The organism is Cognatazoarcus halotolerans, from assembly GCF_009800965.1.
Lineage (GTDB): Bacteria > Pseudomonadota > Gammaproteobacteria > Burkholderiales > Rhodocyclaceae > Cognatazoarcus > Cognatazoarcus halotolerans.
In genome coordinates, this window is record NZ_WUAF01000023.1 from 46,947 (window position 1) to 64,022 (window position 17,076).

Here is a 17,076-nt window from a genome sequence, read left to right on the forward strand (position 1 = left end):
GCGGCGTCCGGCATACCGATCGGTCGCTAACCGCTACACTCTCGGCTCGACTCTTGTTCCTGGTCACATGCATTACGACGATTTTCTCGAAGGACTCTACGCCCGGGTGCCGCGAGCCGGCGTGACGCTCGCTCTGGTTTCCCTGAACCTGGCGATCTATGCCGTCCTTGCATTCCAGTCCGGCCGGATCTGGACCCTGGGTACGCCGCTATTGCTTGCCTGGGGGGGCAACGAAGGGGCACATACATTGGCCGGGGAGCCGTGGCGGTTGCTGAGCGCATTATTCCTTCATGGCGGCGCGCTACACGTTGGGCTGAATATGCTGGCGCTCTACCAGATCGGCCAGTTGGTCGAGAGGATGTTCGGGCATTGGCGCTATCTGGCCGTTTACCTGGGGTCGGGGGTGGTGGGCGGCGTCGCAAGTCTGTGGTGGCGACAAAATGTGGTCAGCATCGGGGCTTCCGGTGCGATTTTTGGACTGTTCGGTGCAATGCTGGTGTTCCTGCTGGTGCATCGCCGCGCAATTCATGCCGAGGTGTTTCGCTCCCTGCGCAAGGCGACGCTGGGGCTGATCGGATACTCACTGCTGATCGGTTTCGTGATTCCGGGAATTGACAACGCTGCCCATGTCGGTGGCTTGATCGGTGGGGTGCTGCTCGGAGTGTCGCTTGCGGTGCCTCGGCCCCTCCGGCGCAGTGCGAGTATCGTCGGCGTGGTCGCGAGCGCCGCGCTTTGTCTGCTTGTGTGGCACGATATCCCGGCGCCGCGTCGCACGGTCCTTCCCGATGCGTTCAGACTCGACGCTGTCCAGTCGCTGATCGAGGCCCAACCGGATCTGGTCGGTACCGAAGAAGCCATCGTTCGCGGGCTGGGAGATGGTTCGGTCTCGAAGGTGTCTGCGCTCGAAGAGATCGAGCGCCAGCTTCTACCGCGATGGGAGCGGTTGGTCGCGGCCCTTACCGCAGAGGCCCCGCGGACGGGTGACTGGCGTGCCGCTGAGCTGCTTCGTTACGCAGGTGCGCGGCGCGACGCACTTCGTGCTTTGGCGTTGGGGCTGCAGACCGGCCACGTCGGGTGGATCGAGAGTGCCGCGACGCTTCGTCGGGAAGCCGCGGATGCACTCGCCGATTATCGGCTGCGCGATTCACTGGAGCGCGCCCGTGAGGCAAGAGGGGTGGGAACTCGCTGATTTCGGTGACATTTCCTCCTTCTGAACGGCGGGCGGACCTTGTCGTGCGGCACTGCACGTAGCCTTTGCGCTGGGGTAAAATGCGGGAATTTTTGAAGAAGTGCGCTTCTTTATAAGGGCGTGCTAATATTTCGCCGGGAGCTACAGATGAACTTCGAACGAGCGCGTTTCAATATGGTCGAGCAACAGGTCAGGCCCTGGGAGGTTCTGGACAACGACGTCCTCGATCTCATGATGACCGTAAAGCGTGAAGAGTTTGTCCCGGCAGCCCACAAGACGCTGGCCTTTTCGGAAACCGAGATTCCGATTGGTTGTGGTCAGGTCATGCTTACGCCGGTCATGGAAGGAAAGGTGCTGCAGGCCGTCCAGGTGAAGCGCTCCGATCAGGTTCTCGAGATCGGGGCAGGTTCGGGCTATTTTGCAGCCTTGCTTGCTGCGCGTGCAGAGTGGGTGAGAAGCATCGAGATCGAGCCCGCGTTGGTGGCCCTGGCTCACGACAACCTTGCGCGTAATGATGTCCAGAATGTGATCGTCGAAGAGGGTGACGGAGCCCAGGGCTGGGCAAGAAACGCACCGTACGATCTGATCGTTCTTTCGGGTGGCGTCCCCGTGCTTTCCCATGGTCTGCTTGAGCAGCTCAAGGTAGGTGGGCGCCTGTTTGCCTTCGTGGGCGAGGCGCCGATGATGAGTGCCCGTCTGATTACCTGCGTGGCCGAAGGCCAGTTCCGTACTGAAGATCTTTTCGAGACCATGGTGCCGATGCTGCGTAATGCGCCGGCGCGCGATCACTTCAGTTTCTGAGAAAAGCATGAAGCAGATGATGCCGACCGAGCTCAAAGCATGGCTTGACGACCGTGGTCGGGAGCCGCCGTTGCTGCTCGACGTGCGTGAGCCATGGGAATTCAGCATGTGCAGCATCGAAGGTTCTCTGGCCATGCCGATGAATTCCGTCCCGGCCCGCTTCCGAGAGCTCGATGCGGGGCGGCAGGTCGTGGTGATCTGCCACCACGGCGGTCGTAGCATGCAGGTGGCAATGTTTCTTGAGCGCCAAGGTTTTTCCCAGGTAATCAACCTGGCAGGGGGTGTTGCGGGGTGGGCGGCGCAGGTCGATTCATCGATGGCAACGTACTGAATCGGCCAACATGGCGAACAAGCGAGAGGCAAGATGAAGAGGGCAATAGCGGTACTGATATCTGGCGTACTGTCATCGGGTGCGGGGGCTGCGAATCTACTCGAAGTCTATCGCGATGCAATTGCCAATGATGCCGATTTCGCCTCGGCGCGGGCGGAGCGTGATGCAGGCCAGGAGAAGGCCGTTCAGGGGCGTGCCGGCCTGATGCCCGGTATCGGCCTGGCTGCGAATACCACGTTCAACGACGCTACTTACGCGACGCGTGACTATCGCTATAACAGCAACGGCTATGGTGCGGAACTCAGCCAGCCGTTGTTTCGCATGCAGAACTGGGTTCAATACAAGCAGGGGCAATTGCAGACCGGGCTGGCAACGACCCGTTTCGAGCTTGCCCGGCAGGATTTGATCCTGAGGGTGGCGACAGCGTATTTCGACGTCTTGAATGCCCAGGATGCGCTCGATGCCGTACGTTCTCTCAAAGCCGCAGCAGAGCAGCAGCTGCAGCTTGCGAAGAAGAGCTTCGAGGTCGGCACCGTGACGATCACGGATGTGCATGAGGCTCAGTCACGCCACGATCTCGCCAGTGCTCAGGAAATTGCCGGCAGTAACGATCTCGTGGTCAAACGCCAGACGCTCGCGAGGCTCGTAGGCAAGGAGCCCGAGTTGTTGAGCAGGTTGCGCAAGGGCGTCACGCTCGAGCGCCCTCAACCCGACGACATGCAGCAATGGGTGAAAGCTGCTGTCGACGAAAGCTATAGTGTCCAGGCGCAAAAGCTCGCTGCAGAGATTGCCAGCCGTGAAGTTGACAGGAATCGCGCCGCCCACCTCCCTACTGTGGATGTGGTCGCCCGTTACAATCAGGCCAATACTGGCTTGCCGATCGCGACTGCCGACCGAACGACGATTCGGAGCATCGGCCTCGAACTCAACATGCCGCTCTTTCAGGGAGGCGCTCTGACGTCGCGTGATCGGGAGGCCGCAGCGCTCAAGCTCAAGGCCGATTCGGATCTCGAGTCTGCACGGCGAGCATCGGCATTGGCTGCGCGACAGGCCTACCTCGGCGTGACCAGTGGGATGGCTCAGATCAAGGCGCTGGAGGCAGCGGAGATATCTTCCCGCTCGGCCTTGGATGCCAACCGCCTCGGCTACGAAGTTGGTGTGCGAATCAACATTGACGTGCTCAACGCCCAGTCGCAGCTTGCCGATACTACCAAGCAGCTAGCCAAGGCGCGTTACGATACCCTTCTCGCCCAGTTGCAGCTTGAAGCGGCTGCCGGGGCGCTTGACGAAGAAGACGTCCAGCGAGTCAATGCCTTGCTGGAGACGGCGCCGGATTGATCGTTTGTCAGGTGGCCGCGGGCTGTTCAGAGATGCTCTGATCGGGGCTGGCATTGCGCGATAGCCTCTCTGCGTCTGCATTGTTGCCCATGGCCATGGCTGGTCTCGGATGACGAGTGATGGCTAAGCCCCGCTGCTTGAGCCATGGCTGCAAATGTTTGCACCGGGCGCTATCTGATCGGGGTGGATCCAGCCTTCCAGCAGGTGGACCGTCCTTTCCGTCGCGCCACGATGAGCGCGCGCAAATGCCAGCCCGGCGTCCGCCATCAGGGTGAGCTCTAGAGGGCGGTCGAGCAGATCCAGGGCGGTTTGCATCCCATCGTCCTCATTTTCGGCTCTGACGGCAGCGCCCGCCTCTAGAGCGAGTCGGCTGACGTCAGCAAAATTGAATGTATGCGGGCCGATGACGACTGGCGTGCCCACTGCGCAGGATTCGATCAGGTTTTGTCCCCCTAGCGGCTGCCAGGACCCACCGATGAGGGCAATGTCGGCGGCAGCGTAGTAGGCAAACATCTCGCCCATGCTGTCCCCAACCAAGACATCGATGGCGTGATCGATCATGCGATTGTCCGAGCGAAGCGCGATTCGCAGTCCCCGGCTGCGGGCCTGCTCCGCGACCTCGATGAAGCGGTGAGGGTGGCGAGGAACCAGAATCAATAGATCGCCGGGGTGGCGCTGTTTCATGAACGCCGTCATGAGCGGGACTTCTTCGCCCTCTCGTGTACTTGCTGCAAGGATCGTTCTGCGTCCGCCGATCCATTTTCGAAACGTCTGCGCCAGATCAAGCTGGCGTGGAGGTGGAAGGATGTCGAATTTAAGGTTGCCGGTCACTTCCGGCGCATTGGCTCCGCACGCGAGAAGTCGCCGTGCATCGGCGTCCGTTTGGGCAGCAACAAGGTCGAATGCGCCGAATACCGCTTTGCCAAAGGTGCCGAGACGTCCATATCCTTGCGCTGACCGCGGCGAGAGGCGTGCGTTGACAAGCGCCATCGGGATGTCCATCGCGCGCGCCTCGAAGATCAGATTTGGCCAGACCTCGGTTTCCATTACCGCGCCAAGGGTCGGTGAAAAATGATGCAGGAAACGCCGGGCAAACCATGGTAGATCCCATGGCAGATAGGCGAGGCGCACTCGATCTCCGTGGTGACGGAACAGCTCCGCGGCCGTCTCCCGTCCGGTAGGCGTCATCTGAGTGAGCAGGATGCGAGTTTGTCCCGAACGTGCCAGCAATGCCTCGATCAGAGGCTGGGCGGCTCGGGTTTCTCCAACGGATACGGCATGAATCCAGATCGGCCTGTCGATAGCGGGCGGGTTTCGGTAAAGCGAGAGACGTTCGCCGACGCCTTGCCAGTAAGGCCTCTGGCTGAGTCCCCTCCAGCCGACCCGCAGCAGGGCCAACGGCAGGGCAAGTATCCAGATCGCTGTATAAATTGATCGCCACATGGGGAACGAGTCTAACCGCTGCCGTGGATCACGGCGATCCTGCCACGACCCGAAACCCCCCCTCCGATTCGCTTGCCACTCGAAGGGAGCGCGCGCGCGGAAGGCTTGTGGAGCCGATTGTCGTGCGGAGAGCGGTTGTGCGCTGCTCATAGGTGCATCACGATTTCGCATACGTAATCTGTCTATGCGAAAATGTCGAGTTTAGACCGTACTGGGGTTGCGACGCGATGAAGATTCTGGTTACCGGAGCAGCGGGATTCATCGGTATGAATACGGCTCGCGTGCTTCTGGCCCGTGGCGATGAGGTGGTTGGGCTTGACAACCTGAACGACTATTACGATCCGAACCTCAAGTTGGCGAGGCTGGATCTTTTGAAACCGAGCCCGAAATTTCGTTTCGTTAAACTCGATGTGGCGGATCGTGAGGGGGTTGAGAAGCTCTTTGTCGACGAGCGGTTCGATCGGGTGATTCATCTCGCAGCACAAGCAGGTGTGCGCTACTCGCTCGAGAATCCACACGCCTACGTAGATAGCAATATCGTAGGCTTCATGAATATCCTCGAAGGGTGCCGCCACAACAAGGTCGAGCATCTGGTCTATGCCAGCAGTTCCAGCGTCTACGGCGGCAATACACTGATGCCCTTTTCGGAGCATCACAGCGTCGACCACCCGATCAGCATGTATGCGGCCACGAAGAAGGCCAACGAGTTGATGGCGCACACATACAGCCACCTCTTCGGTCTGCCGACAACCGGTCTGCGGTTTTTTACCGTCTATGGCCCGTGGGGCCGGCCGGATATGGCACTGTTCCTGTTTACCAAGGCCATTCTCGAGGGCCGGCCGATCGATGTATTCAATCATGGGAAGATGCGCCGGGATTTCACCTATATCGACGATATTGTCCAGGGTGTGGTCCGCACGCTGGATCGTGTAGCCGCGCCCGATCCCGACTTTGATCCTGATCAACCGGATCCGGGCCGCAGCAGTGCACCATTTCGAGTCTTCAATATCGGCAATCACAACCCCGTGGAGCTCATGAGCTTCGTCGAGGCGATCGAAGAGGCGCTTGGGCGGAAGGCGCAAAAGAATTTCCTCCCGATGCAGGACGGCGATGTTCCCGCCACCTACGCCGATACCGCTGACCTGCAGGCCTGGACCGGATTCCAGCCGGCGACGCCGGTCAAGGAGGGGGTTGCACGTTTCGTAAATTGGTATCGCGATTATTACAAGGCCTGAGCGCCTCCCTCCCCAGGGCAGGAAACACATCATGACAAAGCCTATGATCTTCCTCGTGGCGGGCGCCCGTCCCAACTTCATGAAAATCGCGCCGATCGTGCGTGCCCTGCAGGCACATGGCGGAATGGACTTCAAGATAATTCATACCGGCCAGCACTACGATCGTGAGATGAATGACGTGTTCTTTGAAGAACTCGGGATTCCTCAACCGGATGTATTCATGGGCGCCGGTGGCGGTAGCCACGCCCAGCAGACGGCCAAGATCATGGTTGCGTTCGAAGAGCTTTGCCAGGCAGAGCGGCCCGATTGTGTACTGGTGGTCGGCGATGTGAACTCGACGCTCGCCTGCTCCATCGTCGCCAAGAAGCTTTGTATTCGGGTCGCGCATGTGGAAGCCGGTCTCCGGAGTGGTGATATGGCCATGCCGGAGGAAATCAACCGGCTCGTCACCGACGCGATCACCGACTGGTTCTTTGTTACCGAACCGAGTGGTCGCGACAATCTGCTCAAGGAGGGCAAGCCGGCTGAAGCCGTGCACTACGTTGGTCACGTGATGGTCGATAATCTGCTGTATCAGGCAAAGAAGCTTGATCAGGTCAATATTGCCGATTTTGAAACCTCGCGCTTCAAGGCTGAAAACGCTCGCTATGGTGTGGTGACCTTACACCGTCCATCAAATGTCGATGACGCGGCGACGATGAAGCGAATTGCGGGCGCATTAAAAGGGATTTCGGCGGAGTTGCCGCTGATCTTTCCCGTGCATCCACGTACCCGCAGTAATCTGGAAAGATTTGGCATCGTGCTTGGTGAAAATGTCACTCTCGTCGGTCCGCGTGCATATATGGAGTTCCTCAACCTTTGGAAGGACGCCGTAATGGTGCTTACGGACAGTGGTGGCCTGCAGGAAGAAACCACCGCCCTAGGCGTGCCTTGCATCACGATCAGGGAGAATACGGAACGGCCTGTTACCGTGGACGAGGGGACGAATGTGCTTGTCGGTACGGATCCAGAGCGGATCGTTGAAGAGGTCAAGACCGTCTTGGCGGGCAAAGGGAAGCGGGGGCAACGGCCCGAATTCTGGGATGGTAGGGCAGCAGAACGGATCGTGGTCTTGATCTCGGCAGCATTGGAAGCGGATGGGGTTTGATTTGCGCTGCGTACGAATTGTGAGCTGACGGAGCATTTGTTTGACTGCTGATCCCTTGATCGAGGCGTCCAAAAGTAACGACGTAACGCCCCGTTTGCCTCGCACTTCACTTGATGTCACGTTATCCGTGTGGCGAGCGCTCTTCCTGAGAGAAGGGGTGGCTCGCCTTGCCGCGGGCCGAGCTGCGTGGTTGTGGTTGTTGTTTCAGCCGATTGTTCACGTGGTGTTCCTGATGGTGGTTTTCTCGACACTGCGGAGCCGGGTGTTATCGGGAACAGATTTTGCGGTTTTCCTAGCATTGGGGGTGATGGGATACCACATGTTCAGGAATCCGACTACCCGATGCATGAATGCCGTCAATGCCAATAGGGCGCTCTTTGCCTACCGCCAGGTCAAGCCGGTCGACGCGGTCATCGTTCGCGCACTGCTTGAGGGGTTTATCGAGGCGATTGTGTTTCTCCTTGTGATAGCTGGTGCCGCGTTTGTAGGAATGGATGCAATTCCCCATGATCCGCTCCGGGCGCTATTGGGAGTATGTTTACTTTGGGTTTTTGGCTTCGGGCTTGGATTGGTTTTTTCCGTTGGTAACGAGTTGATCCCCGAAATTGGTCGAATCGTTACGTTGATGCTTACCCCCTTGTATTTCATGTCTGGAGTCATGTTCTCTCCGGCTGCGCTGCCACCAGCAGCGCGCGATTGGTTGCTGTTGAATCCGATCATGCATGGGCTGGAATATGTTCGCAGCGGCTTTTTCCCGGGTTATCACCTGACCCCTGGCGTGGATATCGAGTACTTGGCAACGTTTGCTTTTGTATCGGTATTTTTCGGCCTTGCATTACATGTGCGCTTCGAAAAGCGATTGGTGGCTCTGTGATTGTTCTTAAGGATGTCGCCAAGCGCTATCGCTCCGATGCCGGCACCAGCAAGTGGGTGCTTACAAACGTGACGCTCACAATTCCGAGGCGTTGTAGTGTGGGACTTGTCGGGCGAAACGGGGCAGGAAAATCGACCTTGTTACGGCTAATCGGAGGTATCGATCAGCCGACTCGCGGCTCGGTCGAGCGCCGTTGTCGAGTTTCGTGGCCACTGGGTTTCGGTGGTGGTTTGCAAGGCTCTCTCACCGGTAGGCAAAACGTCAAGTTCGTATGTCGTCTGCACGGCTTTGATGAGCATCTTTCGGAGCAGATGGCCTTTGTCCAAACGTTTTCTGAGTTGGGTGATGCCTTTGACGAGCCGATCAAGACGTACTCGTCTGGAATGAGCGCTAGGCTTAAATTTGCGTTATCGCTGGTGTTCGATTTTGAGGTTTATCTCGTCGACGAGTTGACTGCCGTCGGCGATGCCGCATTCAAGAAAAAAAGTCGTGCAGCATTTCAAGAACTGGCCGATCACGCCGGGCTGATTATGGTTTCGCACGATGAGCGCTCTCTCAAAGAGTTTTGTTCTGCCGGAATCTGGCTCCATGAAGGGCGCGCCCACTGGTTTGACAACATTGACGAGGCGCTCGCCTGCTATAAGGACAGTATATCCGCATGATTGAAAAGATTCGTGAGACTATCTCCGTACAATCTGTTTCAGGGTTTGCGCTGCGGACACATAAACGGTTCTCTGAGAGAAGACCGCTGCAGATTGCCATGTTGGCAATCCTTCTTGCGCTGGTCTACTGGGGGCTGGTTGCCTCCGATCGTTACGTCTCGGAAGCCCATGTGATAGTGGATCGCACTGACCTAGGCAGTTCGCAAGTAATGGATTTTGGCGCGCTTCTCACCGGCACAAAAGGAAACCACGATCTTCTGCTGCTTCGCGATCACCTGCTTTCCATGGATATGCTTAGAAAGCTGGATGAGAAGCTCGACCTGCGCGGGCACTATAGCGATGTTTCGTATGACATCGTGTCTCGACTGTGGCGAAGGGATGTCCCACTCGAGGAGTTTCACGAATACTATTTGTCCCGCGTAAGTGCGGACCTGGACGATTTTTCCGGTGTGCTGCGAATTCGGGTTCAAGCCTACACCCCCGAATTTGCCCAAGCTGTAAGCCGCGAGCTGGTCGCCGAGGGTGAGGCGTTTCTGAACGAAATTGCTCACCGACTTGCACGTAATCAAGTTCTTTTCATCGAAGAGCAAGTCGGGCAGATTGGATTGCGGGTTAGCAAGGCCCGCAGTGCGCTGATACAGTTCCAGAATTCAAACGGGCTTGTGTCGCCGCAAGGCGCAGTCGAAACGCTTGCCACTATCGCTGCTCGAATTGAAAGTCAAGTCAGCGAGTTGAAGGCTAGACGGCAGGCAATGCTCGGATATCTGAGTCTAGACGCGCCCGACATAGCCCAGATTGATTTCCAGATCAAAGCGCTCGAACAGCAGAAGAGAGAAGAAGAGAGTCGTTTGACCTCTACTAAAGGCAAGGCGCTGAACCGTATAGTCGAAGAGTATCAGCGGTTGCAGCTCGAAGCCGAGTTTGCCCAGGACGTCTACCGAACCGCGATTGTTGCACTGGAGAAAGGTCGCGTAGAGGCGACGCGTACTCTGAAGAAACTTACCATCGTCCAGTCGCCGACTTTGCCGGAATATCCGCTGGAGCCCCGTCGGGTGTACAACATCGTAGTGGTCGCGCTCGGTGCTCTCTTGTTGGCCGGTATTGCTCACTTGCTTGGTGCGATCATTCGCGACCACAAGGATTGAATCCATGATTGACTCTCTTACATTGTTTCTCCTGCGGATGACACTTTCCCCCATTTTTCGTATCGATTTTTTCGGGATTTTCAGTCAAATCTGTTCTAAGTGCCGCTTGTATACCCAGAGTGTCGTTTCGGTCATATGGCTTCGGAAAAAATTTGAAGGAAGGACAAATACTGGAACCCAGGGGCTCATGATGTCGCGGATCACCCTTTTTGCGCTGGTGATCGTAATCTCGATGGCCAACGTCAATGCCAATGCGGCGTCCTCCATTCTGGATGATGCTCTCGGGATGCAGAGCTCAGTGAATTCGCAGCAAATCCCGGCGGCTCCGAAAATCATTCCCTCCGGCAAAGCGGCTGAGCCTGCTCCTCCGATTGAGATTGCCTCTCCCCAGAATTTCGATTACCGGCGCAATCTTGAGAGTGACGTGTTCGGCGCCAACCTTTTCAGTGGTGCATTTGCCAGACAGGGCGCCACCCAGTTCAATCCCGACTATCTAGTTACCGTTGGTGATCGATTGCAAGTACGTCTGTGGGGTGCTTTCGATTTTGATTCCGAAGTCGTCGTTGATCCACAAGGTAACGTATTCCTGCCGCACGTCGGGCCGATTCGTGTGATGGGCACTCGTAACAGAGATCTTCAAAAAACCGTAGACATTGCGTTGAGAAAGGTTTTCCGTAATAACGTCTATAGCTACGCGAGCTTGGCTGCCGCGCAGCCGGTGCGCGTTTTTGTGAGTGGATTTGTGCACCGCCCCGGCCTTTATAACGGAACGAGCATGGACAGCCTCCTGCATTATCTGGATCAGGCGGGAGGTATAGACCCTGAGCGGGGATCGTTCCTTCGCGTCCAAGTGAAGCGGAATGGGTCTCTCCGGGGGGAGGTTAACCTCTACGATTTTCTCCTCAAGGGCAATATGCCTCAGTTGCAGCTTGCTGACGGTGATGTGATCTTTGTTGCAGCACGCCAAAATACTGTCGCCGTCAGAGGGTTGGCAGAAAACGCAAAGCGGTTTGAATTTTCGAATGGCGTCTATTCGGTAGCCGACCTCATTGCGCTTGCTAAACCCCGGGCGCAGGCAACGCATGTCAGAGTACTCCGCAATACAGGAACCGTTCGCAACGTTGAATACTTCCCTTTGGAGCAGGCTGGCAGCATTGCTCTCGCGAACGGTGATGAGCTCGAATTCACTGCTGACAAGAAGCCGGGAACGATTACGGTAAGAGTAGAAGGCGAGCATGATAGTCCGCAAGAATATGTTCTCCCCTACGGAACACGACTGGGCGAACTCCAACGGCAAATTAGGTTTACTGATCGCTCCGATGTGGACAGCATTCAACTGTTTCGGTTAAGTGTCCAGGAGCGGCAGAAACAGATGCTCGAAACATCGTTGAAGAGCCTCGAGACCACAGCGCTCACTGCTCGCTCAGGGACCAGCGACGAAGCGCGTCTTCGCAAGGATGAAGCCGATCTCATTCTGCAGTGGGTCGATCGAGCAAAGAAGATCGAGCCTCCTGGCCAAGTGATGATTTCCCAAGCTTCGTCGCGCGATCAGATCTTGCTCGAAAATGGGGATGTGCTTCGGGTGCCGGCTAAAGATGGTCTGGTGCTGGTTAGCGGAGAGGTGTTGTTTCCGAATGCTATTGCCTATGATGCATCTCTCGATCTAGAAGAGTATATACAGCGAGCGGGAGGCTACACCCAAAATGCAGACGCCTCCCGGGTTGTCGTTGCCCACCGCGACGGCAGCTTTACCGAGGGTAATCTCGAGGATGGATGGTTTGGCGCCGCCCGGAATCAAAGCGATGTCCGGGCGGGAGACGAAATCTTGGTTTTGCCGAAGATTGACGTTAAATCTCGGCAAATTGCTAAAGATCTGACACAAATTCTCTACCAGATTGCCGTAAGTGCCAAAGTGGTTTTCGGTCTGTAGATTGGTGCAAGATGAGACAAGTGATTATTCTCGGTCACGAGACCTCCGGATATAAGGCCGTAGAGAAGCTGTTTAATGATGCTGGTATGCAGCGATCTGCGCCGTCGCGTCGCGAGCAGCTAGCACCTCAAGAAATTACCCAGATACTCTTGAAAAGCCATGCGCCCGTGGCTTCAATGAGCTTGGATTCATGCTCACAACTTATCGTTAATCCGATCTGGCAGTCTTTGGCGCTCGATTTGATAATAGGCAACATAGACTCACCGTTTTGGGGGTTTTCAGACCGAGATAGCATAAGATTTCTGGATTATTGGAAGGATGTCAGCAGAAACGTTATTTTTGTTCTTGTCTATGACACCCCTGAAAAACTCTTGGTGAGCGACCCCGGAGGAATTCCGGAAATCACGACTAAATCCCTCCGTGCGGTGGTGGACGGCTGGTGTGAGTATCATCGTGAAATTTATCGGTTTTATTCTGAAAATCGATCCCGTTGTCTATTGATACATGCGGAGCAAGCACGGGTAGCCGGGCTTGGTTGTGTTCCTCTGCTTGTGGAGCGTGTTCCGGCTTTGCATGGGCCGTCGGAATTGACCGCCGAAGAAAAGCCCTGGCCTGACGAACCAATGGCAGAGCCGGTAGCCGGCTGGGCTGACAAGAAAAATCCGCGCTTTTGCGACGCGCAATCGACGGCCGTCGCGGATGTAACGCAGCCTTCTTACGACGATCCTGGTTCGGCCGCATTCACCTTTTTGGCCAGGACATTGCTTACTGATTTTCCAGAGGTCGGACGTATCTATTCGACCCTTCAGGAAAGCGCCAATCTTCCGTATTCGTTGCCCAAGCAGCCCACTTCTATCGAAGCCTGGCGGTCGCTGACCGATTTCAGATCTCTGGTCGATCGGCTCAGATCGGAGAGCGAGCAGAGTGTCACTCTCGGCGCCGCACGACTGTCTGAGATGGACCTGCAGCTTCGAATTGCTTTGGATAGATGTACTGAGCTGCAGGACGAGAACACGCTACTGCTTGCGGAGCTGAACAAAAACCGCGCCGATCTTGTGAAAAGTGAAGGAGAGAGGGCTCGGCTTTCACGTGAGGTCGATCGACTCGGGGCTATCGAGCAGGTCGCAGCGAAACGACTCGAAACGGTCGAGCATTTGACTCTTGAGCTTGAAATTCAAAGAAACAGGGCCGAAAGGGATCAAGGTGCTGGAGTATCGTCACGAACAACGGCGTCTGTATCCTTCGATCTTGGCCAAGAAAATGCGTTGCTACTAGCTCAACTTCACCGGACAAAGGCGCAGTTGAGCCAAACGTCGGCGAGAGGCGTTGCGAAGAGGGAGGGCGATCCTGTTTCCAAGCGAAAATCGAATCTTTTCGGGGCTGCGGATCGTGTTAAGCGCCAACTATCGTACCGCCTTGGGGCAACAATGATTGATCATTCAAGATCGATCGGTGGTTGGGCGACACTCCCATGGGCCCTTGTCAAGGAAGCGAGGGGATTTAGACGGGATCAAAAATTGTTTCTACTTAAGAAACCTCCCCCAATTTCCCAGTACGCCGATCATCAAGAAGCAAGAAGAGTAAAGGAGCATCTATCCTACCGGCTCGGCGCAGCGTTCTTGCAGCACATAAAATCACCAATTGGATGGCTTGTTCTCCCGTTTGCGCTGAAGCGCGAAGTTAGACGTTTTCGCGAACGCACTGGGCGAGGACGCTAGGGCGTATCGCTCAAGACTTTCCTTCCTGAATCGAAGATCTGTTGTGAATTGATCTCGTTCTCGTAAAATGGACTCAGTCCTTCCGTTGGCTACGTGTAAAAGAAGATACTGAATCTTCATGCACGATTTCATCAAAAATGGTCGGATTTTTTCCCGCACATATCTATGGATTTTGCAATGAATGCCTTCCGTGACGGTCTGCATAAGGTTGCCAGCGTCATTGTTCGAAATGAGATGTACGATAATATTCTCGGGCTCAAGCTCGCTAGGGAAGAGTATCGACGGTTTGAGGATGTCAAAACTACGCCCGAACGCTTGGTGTTGGCAATGGAGTTGCTCAATGCAGCGATCAACGAAAATAACCGCAAAATCTATGATTGGCCTGATTCAGTGCAAGTGGTGGCGTGGGCAAAGACGCGAAATAATCGTAAGGAGCTGGCACTTTTTGAAACGCTGATGCGGCGAACAGGAGTGGATATGAATCTCCTGAATATATCCGATGTCGCGCCACGTCGATTTCGTAGCGATGTTGTTGATTGCACAGCCATGCGAAATGATGTGGAAAAATTCTACGAAAACATTAGCTCTGTTTCGAAATCGCTCGTTTTTCAGCATGTTCAATATATACACGCGTTTAAGATATTTTCTGCCACGTTTCCCCAGGCGATGCGGGAGATGCCCCGACTCGCGTTTCTCGCTAATGACCACTCTCCGATTCCAGTTGCCTTGTCGATGATAATGAAGCAGCGAGGGATTCCGAGAGTTTACTTTCAGCACGCCGAGATTACATGTCATTTCCCCGCTCTTGATTTTGAGTATTCCGTTCTTCGTAGCGAGAGTTCGTTAGATCTTTACAGGGAGATTGGACCTGTCTCAGGGAAGACGTACATTGTTTCCCGCGCTGAAAAGGGATTCGAGCATGATCGAATTTTGTCGAATGCCACGTCCCTTTCCACTGCCGCTAAAATTCCGTTGATTGTCATTTATACAACAGCAGTGTTTAATGCGCAGTATTCGATGGATATCTATCGAACGCTTTCGGCGAACCCCGATGTTGGCAAGGTTCTTTTCAAGCTTCACCCCGGAACAGGGGTTGACCAGCGAGCGGCGTTGTCCAACCTGGGAGATTGCTTTATTGATAGTCGTCCTGATGAGTTTCACATAGGAATCGTCGGCAATTCTTCCGTAGTATCGGAGTTGTTATCAGCCGGAATTCCGGTATGGCAGGATTTTCAGCTCGATGCGGTACCCAGGGATTACTACGGATTCGTATCGAGGGGGCTTGTCCCCGAGTTTCAGGCTCCGCTCGCGAGTTCAAGGTTTTGGCAGAACTACGTGATCGACGACGGATGGTTCGAGGCATTTTCAAAGATTGACCCTAGTGCGAGAACCCAGTCTCGGATTCTCTCGTATTTCGATGAAGTCGACTTCGGGGAGGATGCGTTTCGGGCCATTGTGGGAGATGGTTCCGACTGGAGTGATCTTCGGCTCAGGAACACGTTTCGGCGTTATCTCCTCTATTACACGGTTGCGTTTCTGAATCTCTTGTCGAAAGATAATGAATTGGGTTTCGATGATCACTACTGCCTTTCAGAGGCCGAAACTGCTTTTGCGGATAGAGATCCGCGTCTTGTAGCGATTCTTGATGGAGTCGATTTCGAGCAATGTGGATCGGCGCTTGCGGCTTGGCTTCTCTTGAAAAAGGTGGAGTGGACCGGTTTTTTCCCTTCAGACGAAGAGCTTCAACGAGTCACATCTTTTGTTTATGCTCTTGAAGGGGATAGGTACGTTGTCGGAAAGCTCGAAAATATGCTGCTTTCCGTCTTGATTAGATGCAAGAATATTCCATTGATTCGGAGCTTTTTCCGGCAATCGCGTTTCGTAAGGGTCGACCGTCTACATATTAACCGACGGATCGCCCTTTATAGGCTAGTGATGGAAAGTGGGAGCGATGCGGATCTTGGCTTTCGGTTAGAAAGCTTGGTTGAAGGGCTCAGCGATCTCCATAAGTTGAAACTGGAGGTGCAAGCCGAAGCGGCGTGGGGTGATTCGCCCATGCGGTATCGACACCGCGACCTTGAACTGAGGTTGCAACGGCTCGCACCCCGGGGGGTTGTCGACGATTGGTGTCGGTATGTCCAGCCAGTTTTCGATATGTATCGAGAAAATATGAAATTCATGGACGTTCAGTGGTGCGATGCCGAGCGCTCAAGTGCTAAAAAAATTATTTGTGAGAAAATTCAAGAGGGGCGGCCATTTGCCTTTGTTCGTTTAAGTGATGGAGAGGGGTATATTTTCAAGAACAACCAGCTCTGCTTTACGGAGAAAGATGCACTTAATCGCGAGCGACATTGGTGGGGGGTTGAAATTTCGGAAGAGCTTAGAAGCGAGCTCGAGACCGAGTTGATCTCGGCGGTGCTGCAGGCAGACGTGTTGGGGATTCCAAGTGTCTATCGCTTTCTTCGAGATACGGTGGATACCACGACGTCGATCAGGCAGTCCCTTCAGGGACGTGGTTTGCTTGAGGTGCTTAACGGGATCAGGAATTTGCATCTGACCAGAACCATTTTCGCGGAAGACAAGCTTAATCTCGCGCTGTTTACGAGCGCAAAGAATCTGAGAGATTTTTCCGCTGTGGCGAAAGGGGTTTTGTTCGTTGGTAGTGCTCGGCGTGAAGAGATCGAGCCTATTTTTGCCGGATGCCAGTCCTTTGAGTACATTGCTATTCCGACACATTTTAAGACAAGAGGTAACGCGAAATACCATTCACATGGCGATGCGCTGCCCTATGTTTATAAAGATGTCATTCGAGAGATTGATTCGCGGGTTTCTCCGGGAGTTGTTGTCTTTGTTGCGGGTGGAATCGTCGGGAAAATATTTGTCGCTCGTGCGAAGTCAAAGGGAGGCGTTGCGCTAGATTTAGGGAGTGCGCTGGATCAGTTGGTTGGCGCGGGAATCCACTCTCTGCACTGATTCGAACGAACTCGATGTAATTGTGGGTGAGTGCGGAAGTGTGCAATTTTTGGAGCTTTTTGGGTAACGCCGCTTTTTTCGTGGAATCAAGAATGGGCGTTGGCGCGGAACCAAAGAAGTGCGTTCCCAATATGTACGGGAGTAATTGATGTTCAGAAACACGTCCATTCTGGTCACCGGTGGTACCGGTTCCTTCGGACACACGTTTGTGCCGATGACCCTGGCGAAGTACAACCCGAAGAAGATCATCGTCTACTCGCGTGACGAGATGAAGCAGTGGGAGATGGCCA

Annotated in this window: 14 protein-coding genes; 13 read left to right on the top strand and 1 reads right to left on the bottom strand. The window is 54.9% G+C overall.

The window, feature by feature from the left end; all coding sequences use genetic code 11:
- Window positions 1-67 precede the first annotated feature (67 nt).
- From GQB03_RS20200 to GQB03_RS20215, 4 genes are all read left to right on the top strand, one after another.
- Window positions 68-1,189, top strand: coding sequence for a rhomboid family intramembrane serine protease (locus tag GQB03_RS20200; RefSeq protein ID WP_159693170.1), 1,122 nt, complete (start codon window positions 68-70; stop codon window positions 1,187-1,189).
- A gap of 147 nt (window positions 1,190-1,336) precedes the next feature.
- Complete coding sequence (locus GQB03_RS20205) at window positions 1,337-1,990, top strand: protein-L-isoaspartate O-methyltransferase family protein (RefSeq protein ID WP_159693172.1); 654 nt, start codon at window positions 1,337-1,339, stop codon at window positions 1,988-1,990.
- A 7-nt stretch (window positions 1,991-1,997) separates the two neighbouring features.
- Window positions 1,998-2,321, top strand: coding sequence for a rhodanese-like domain-containing protein (locus GQB03_RS20210; RefSeq protein ID WP_159693174.1), 324 nt, complete (start codon window positions 1,998-2,000; stop codon window positions 2,319-2,321).
- A gap of 33 nt (window positions 2,322-2,354) precedes the next feature.
- The gene (locus GQB03_RS20215; protein WP_159693176.1) at window positions 2,355-3,659 is read left to right on the top strand and encodes a TolC family outer membrane protein; all 1,305 of its coding nucleotides are present in this window, start codon (window positions 2,355-2,357) and stop codon (window positions 3,657-3,659) included.
- 123 nt (window positions 3,660-3,782) lie between these two features.
- Here the strand turns inward: GQB03_RS20215 and waaA are convergent, their stop codons facing one another.
- Window positions 3,783-5,102 carry a lipid IV(A) 3-deoxy-D-manno-octulosonic acid transferase gene (waaA, locus tag GQB03_RS20220; protein ID WP_159693178.1) on the bottom strand — a complete coding sequence of 440 codons (1,320 nt, stop codon included), beginning with the start codon at window positions 5,100-5,102 and terminating at the stop codon, window positions 3,783-3,785.
- Window positions 5,103-5,329: 227 nt separating this feature from the next.
- On the opposite strand from waaA, the gene GQB03_RS20225 reads away from it, so the two are divergent.
- The 9 genes from GQB03_RS20225 to GQB03_RS23450 form a co-directional block, all read left to right on the top strand.
- Window positions 5,330-6,337 carry an NAD-dependent epimerase gene (locus tag GQB03_RS20225; RefSeq protein WP_159693180.1) on the top strand — a complete coding sequence of 336 codons (1,008 nt, stop codon included), beginning with the start codon at window positions 5,330-5,332 and terminating at the stop codon, window positions 6,335-6,337.
- 31 nt (window positions 6,338-6,368) lie between these two features.
- Entirely contained in the window at window positions 6,369-7,484 is a 1,116-nt protein-coding gene (wecB, locus tag GQB03_RS20230) for a non-hydrolyzing UDP-N-acetylglucosamine 2-epimerase (protein ID WP_159693182.1), read from the top strand.
- Between the two features lie 40 nt (window positions 7,485-7,524).
- Window positions 7,525-8,358, top strand: a complete 834-nt coding sequence (locus tag GQB03_RS20235) for an ABC transporter permease (RefSeq protein ID WP_200832330.1) — start codon at window positions 7,525-7,527, stop codon at window positions 8,356-8,358.
- Window positions 8,355-9,020, top strand: a complete 666-nt coding sequence (locus tag GQB03_RS20240; protein ID WP_159693184.1) for an ABC transporter ATP-binding protein — start codon at window positions 8,355-8,357, stop codon at window positions 9,018-9,020. The genes GQB03_RS20235 and GQB03_RS20240 overlap by 4 nt, the downstream gene beginning before the upstream one ends.
- Window positions 9,017-10,165: a hypothetical protein gene (locus tag GQB03_RS20245; protein WP_200832332.1), complete on the top strand. Its 1,149-nt coding sequence runs from the start codon at window positions 9,017-9,019 to the stop codon at window positions 10,163-10,165. Before GQB03_RS20240 ends, GQB03_RS20245 begins: the two co-directional genes overlap by 4 nt.
- Window positions 10,166-10,169: 4 nt before the next feature.
- A complete protein-coding gene (locus tag GQB03_RS20250) occupies window positions 10,170-12,095 on the top strand; it encodes a polysaccharide biosynthesis/export family protein (protein WP_200832334.1) in 1,926 nt (641 codons plus the stop codon).
- Between the two features lie 11 nt (window positions 12,096-12,106).
- Window positions 12,107-13,813 (top strand): hypothetical protein, encoded by a 1,707-nt coding sequence (locus GQB03_RS20255; protein ID WP_159693186.1) that lies wholly within the window; start codon window positions 12,107-12,109, stop codon window positions 13,811-13,813.
- 177 nt (window positions 13,814-13,990) lie between these two features.
- A complete protein-coding gene (locus tag GQB03_RS20260; protein WP_159693188.1) occupies window positions 13,991-16,786 on the top strand; it encodes a hypothetical protein in 2,796 nt (931 codons plus the stop codon).
- Between the two features lie 148 nt (window positions 16,787-16,934).
- Window positions 16,935-17,076, top strand: a 142-nt coding sequence (locus GQB03_RS23450; RefSeq protein ID WP_159693190.1) for a polysaccharide biosynthesis protein, incomplete at its 3' end; no start/stop codon positions are given.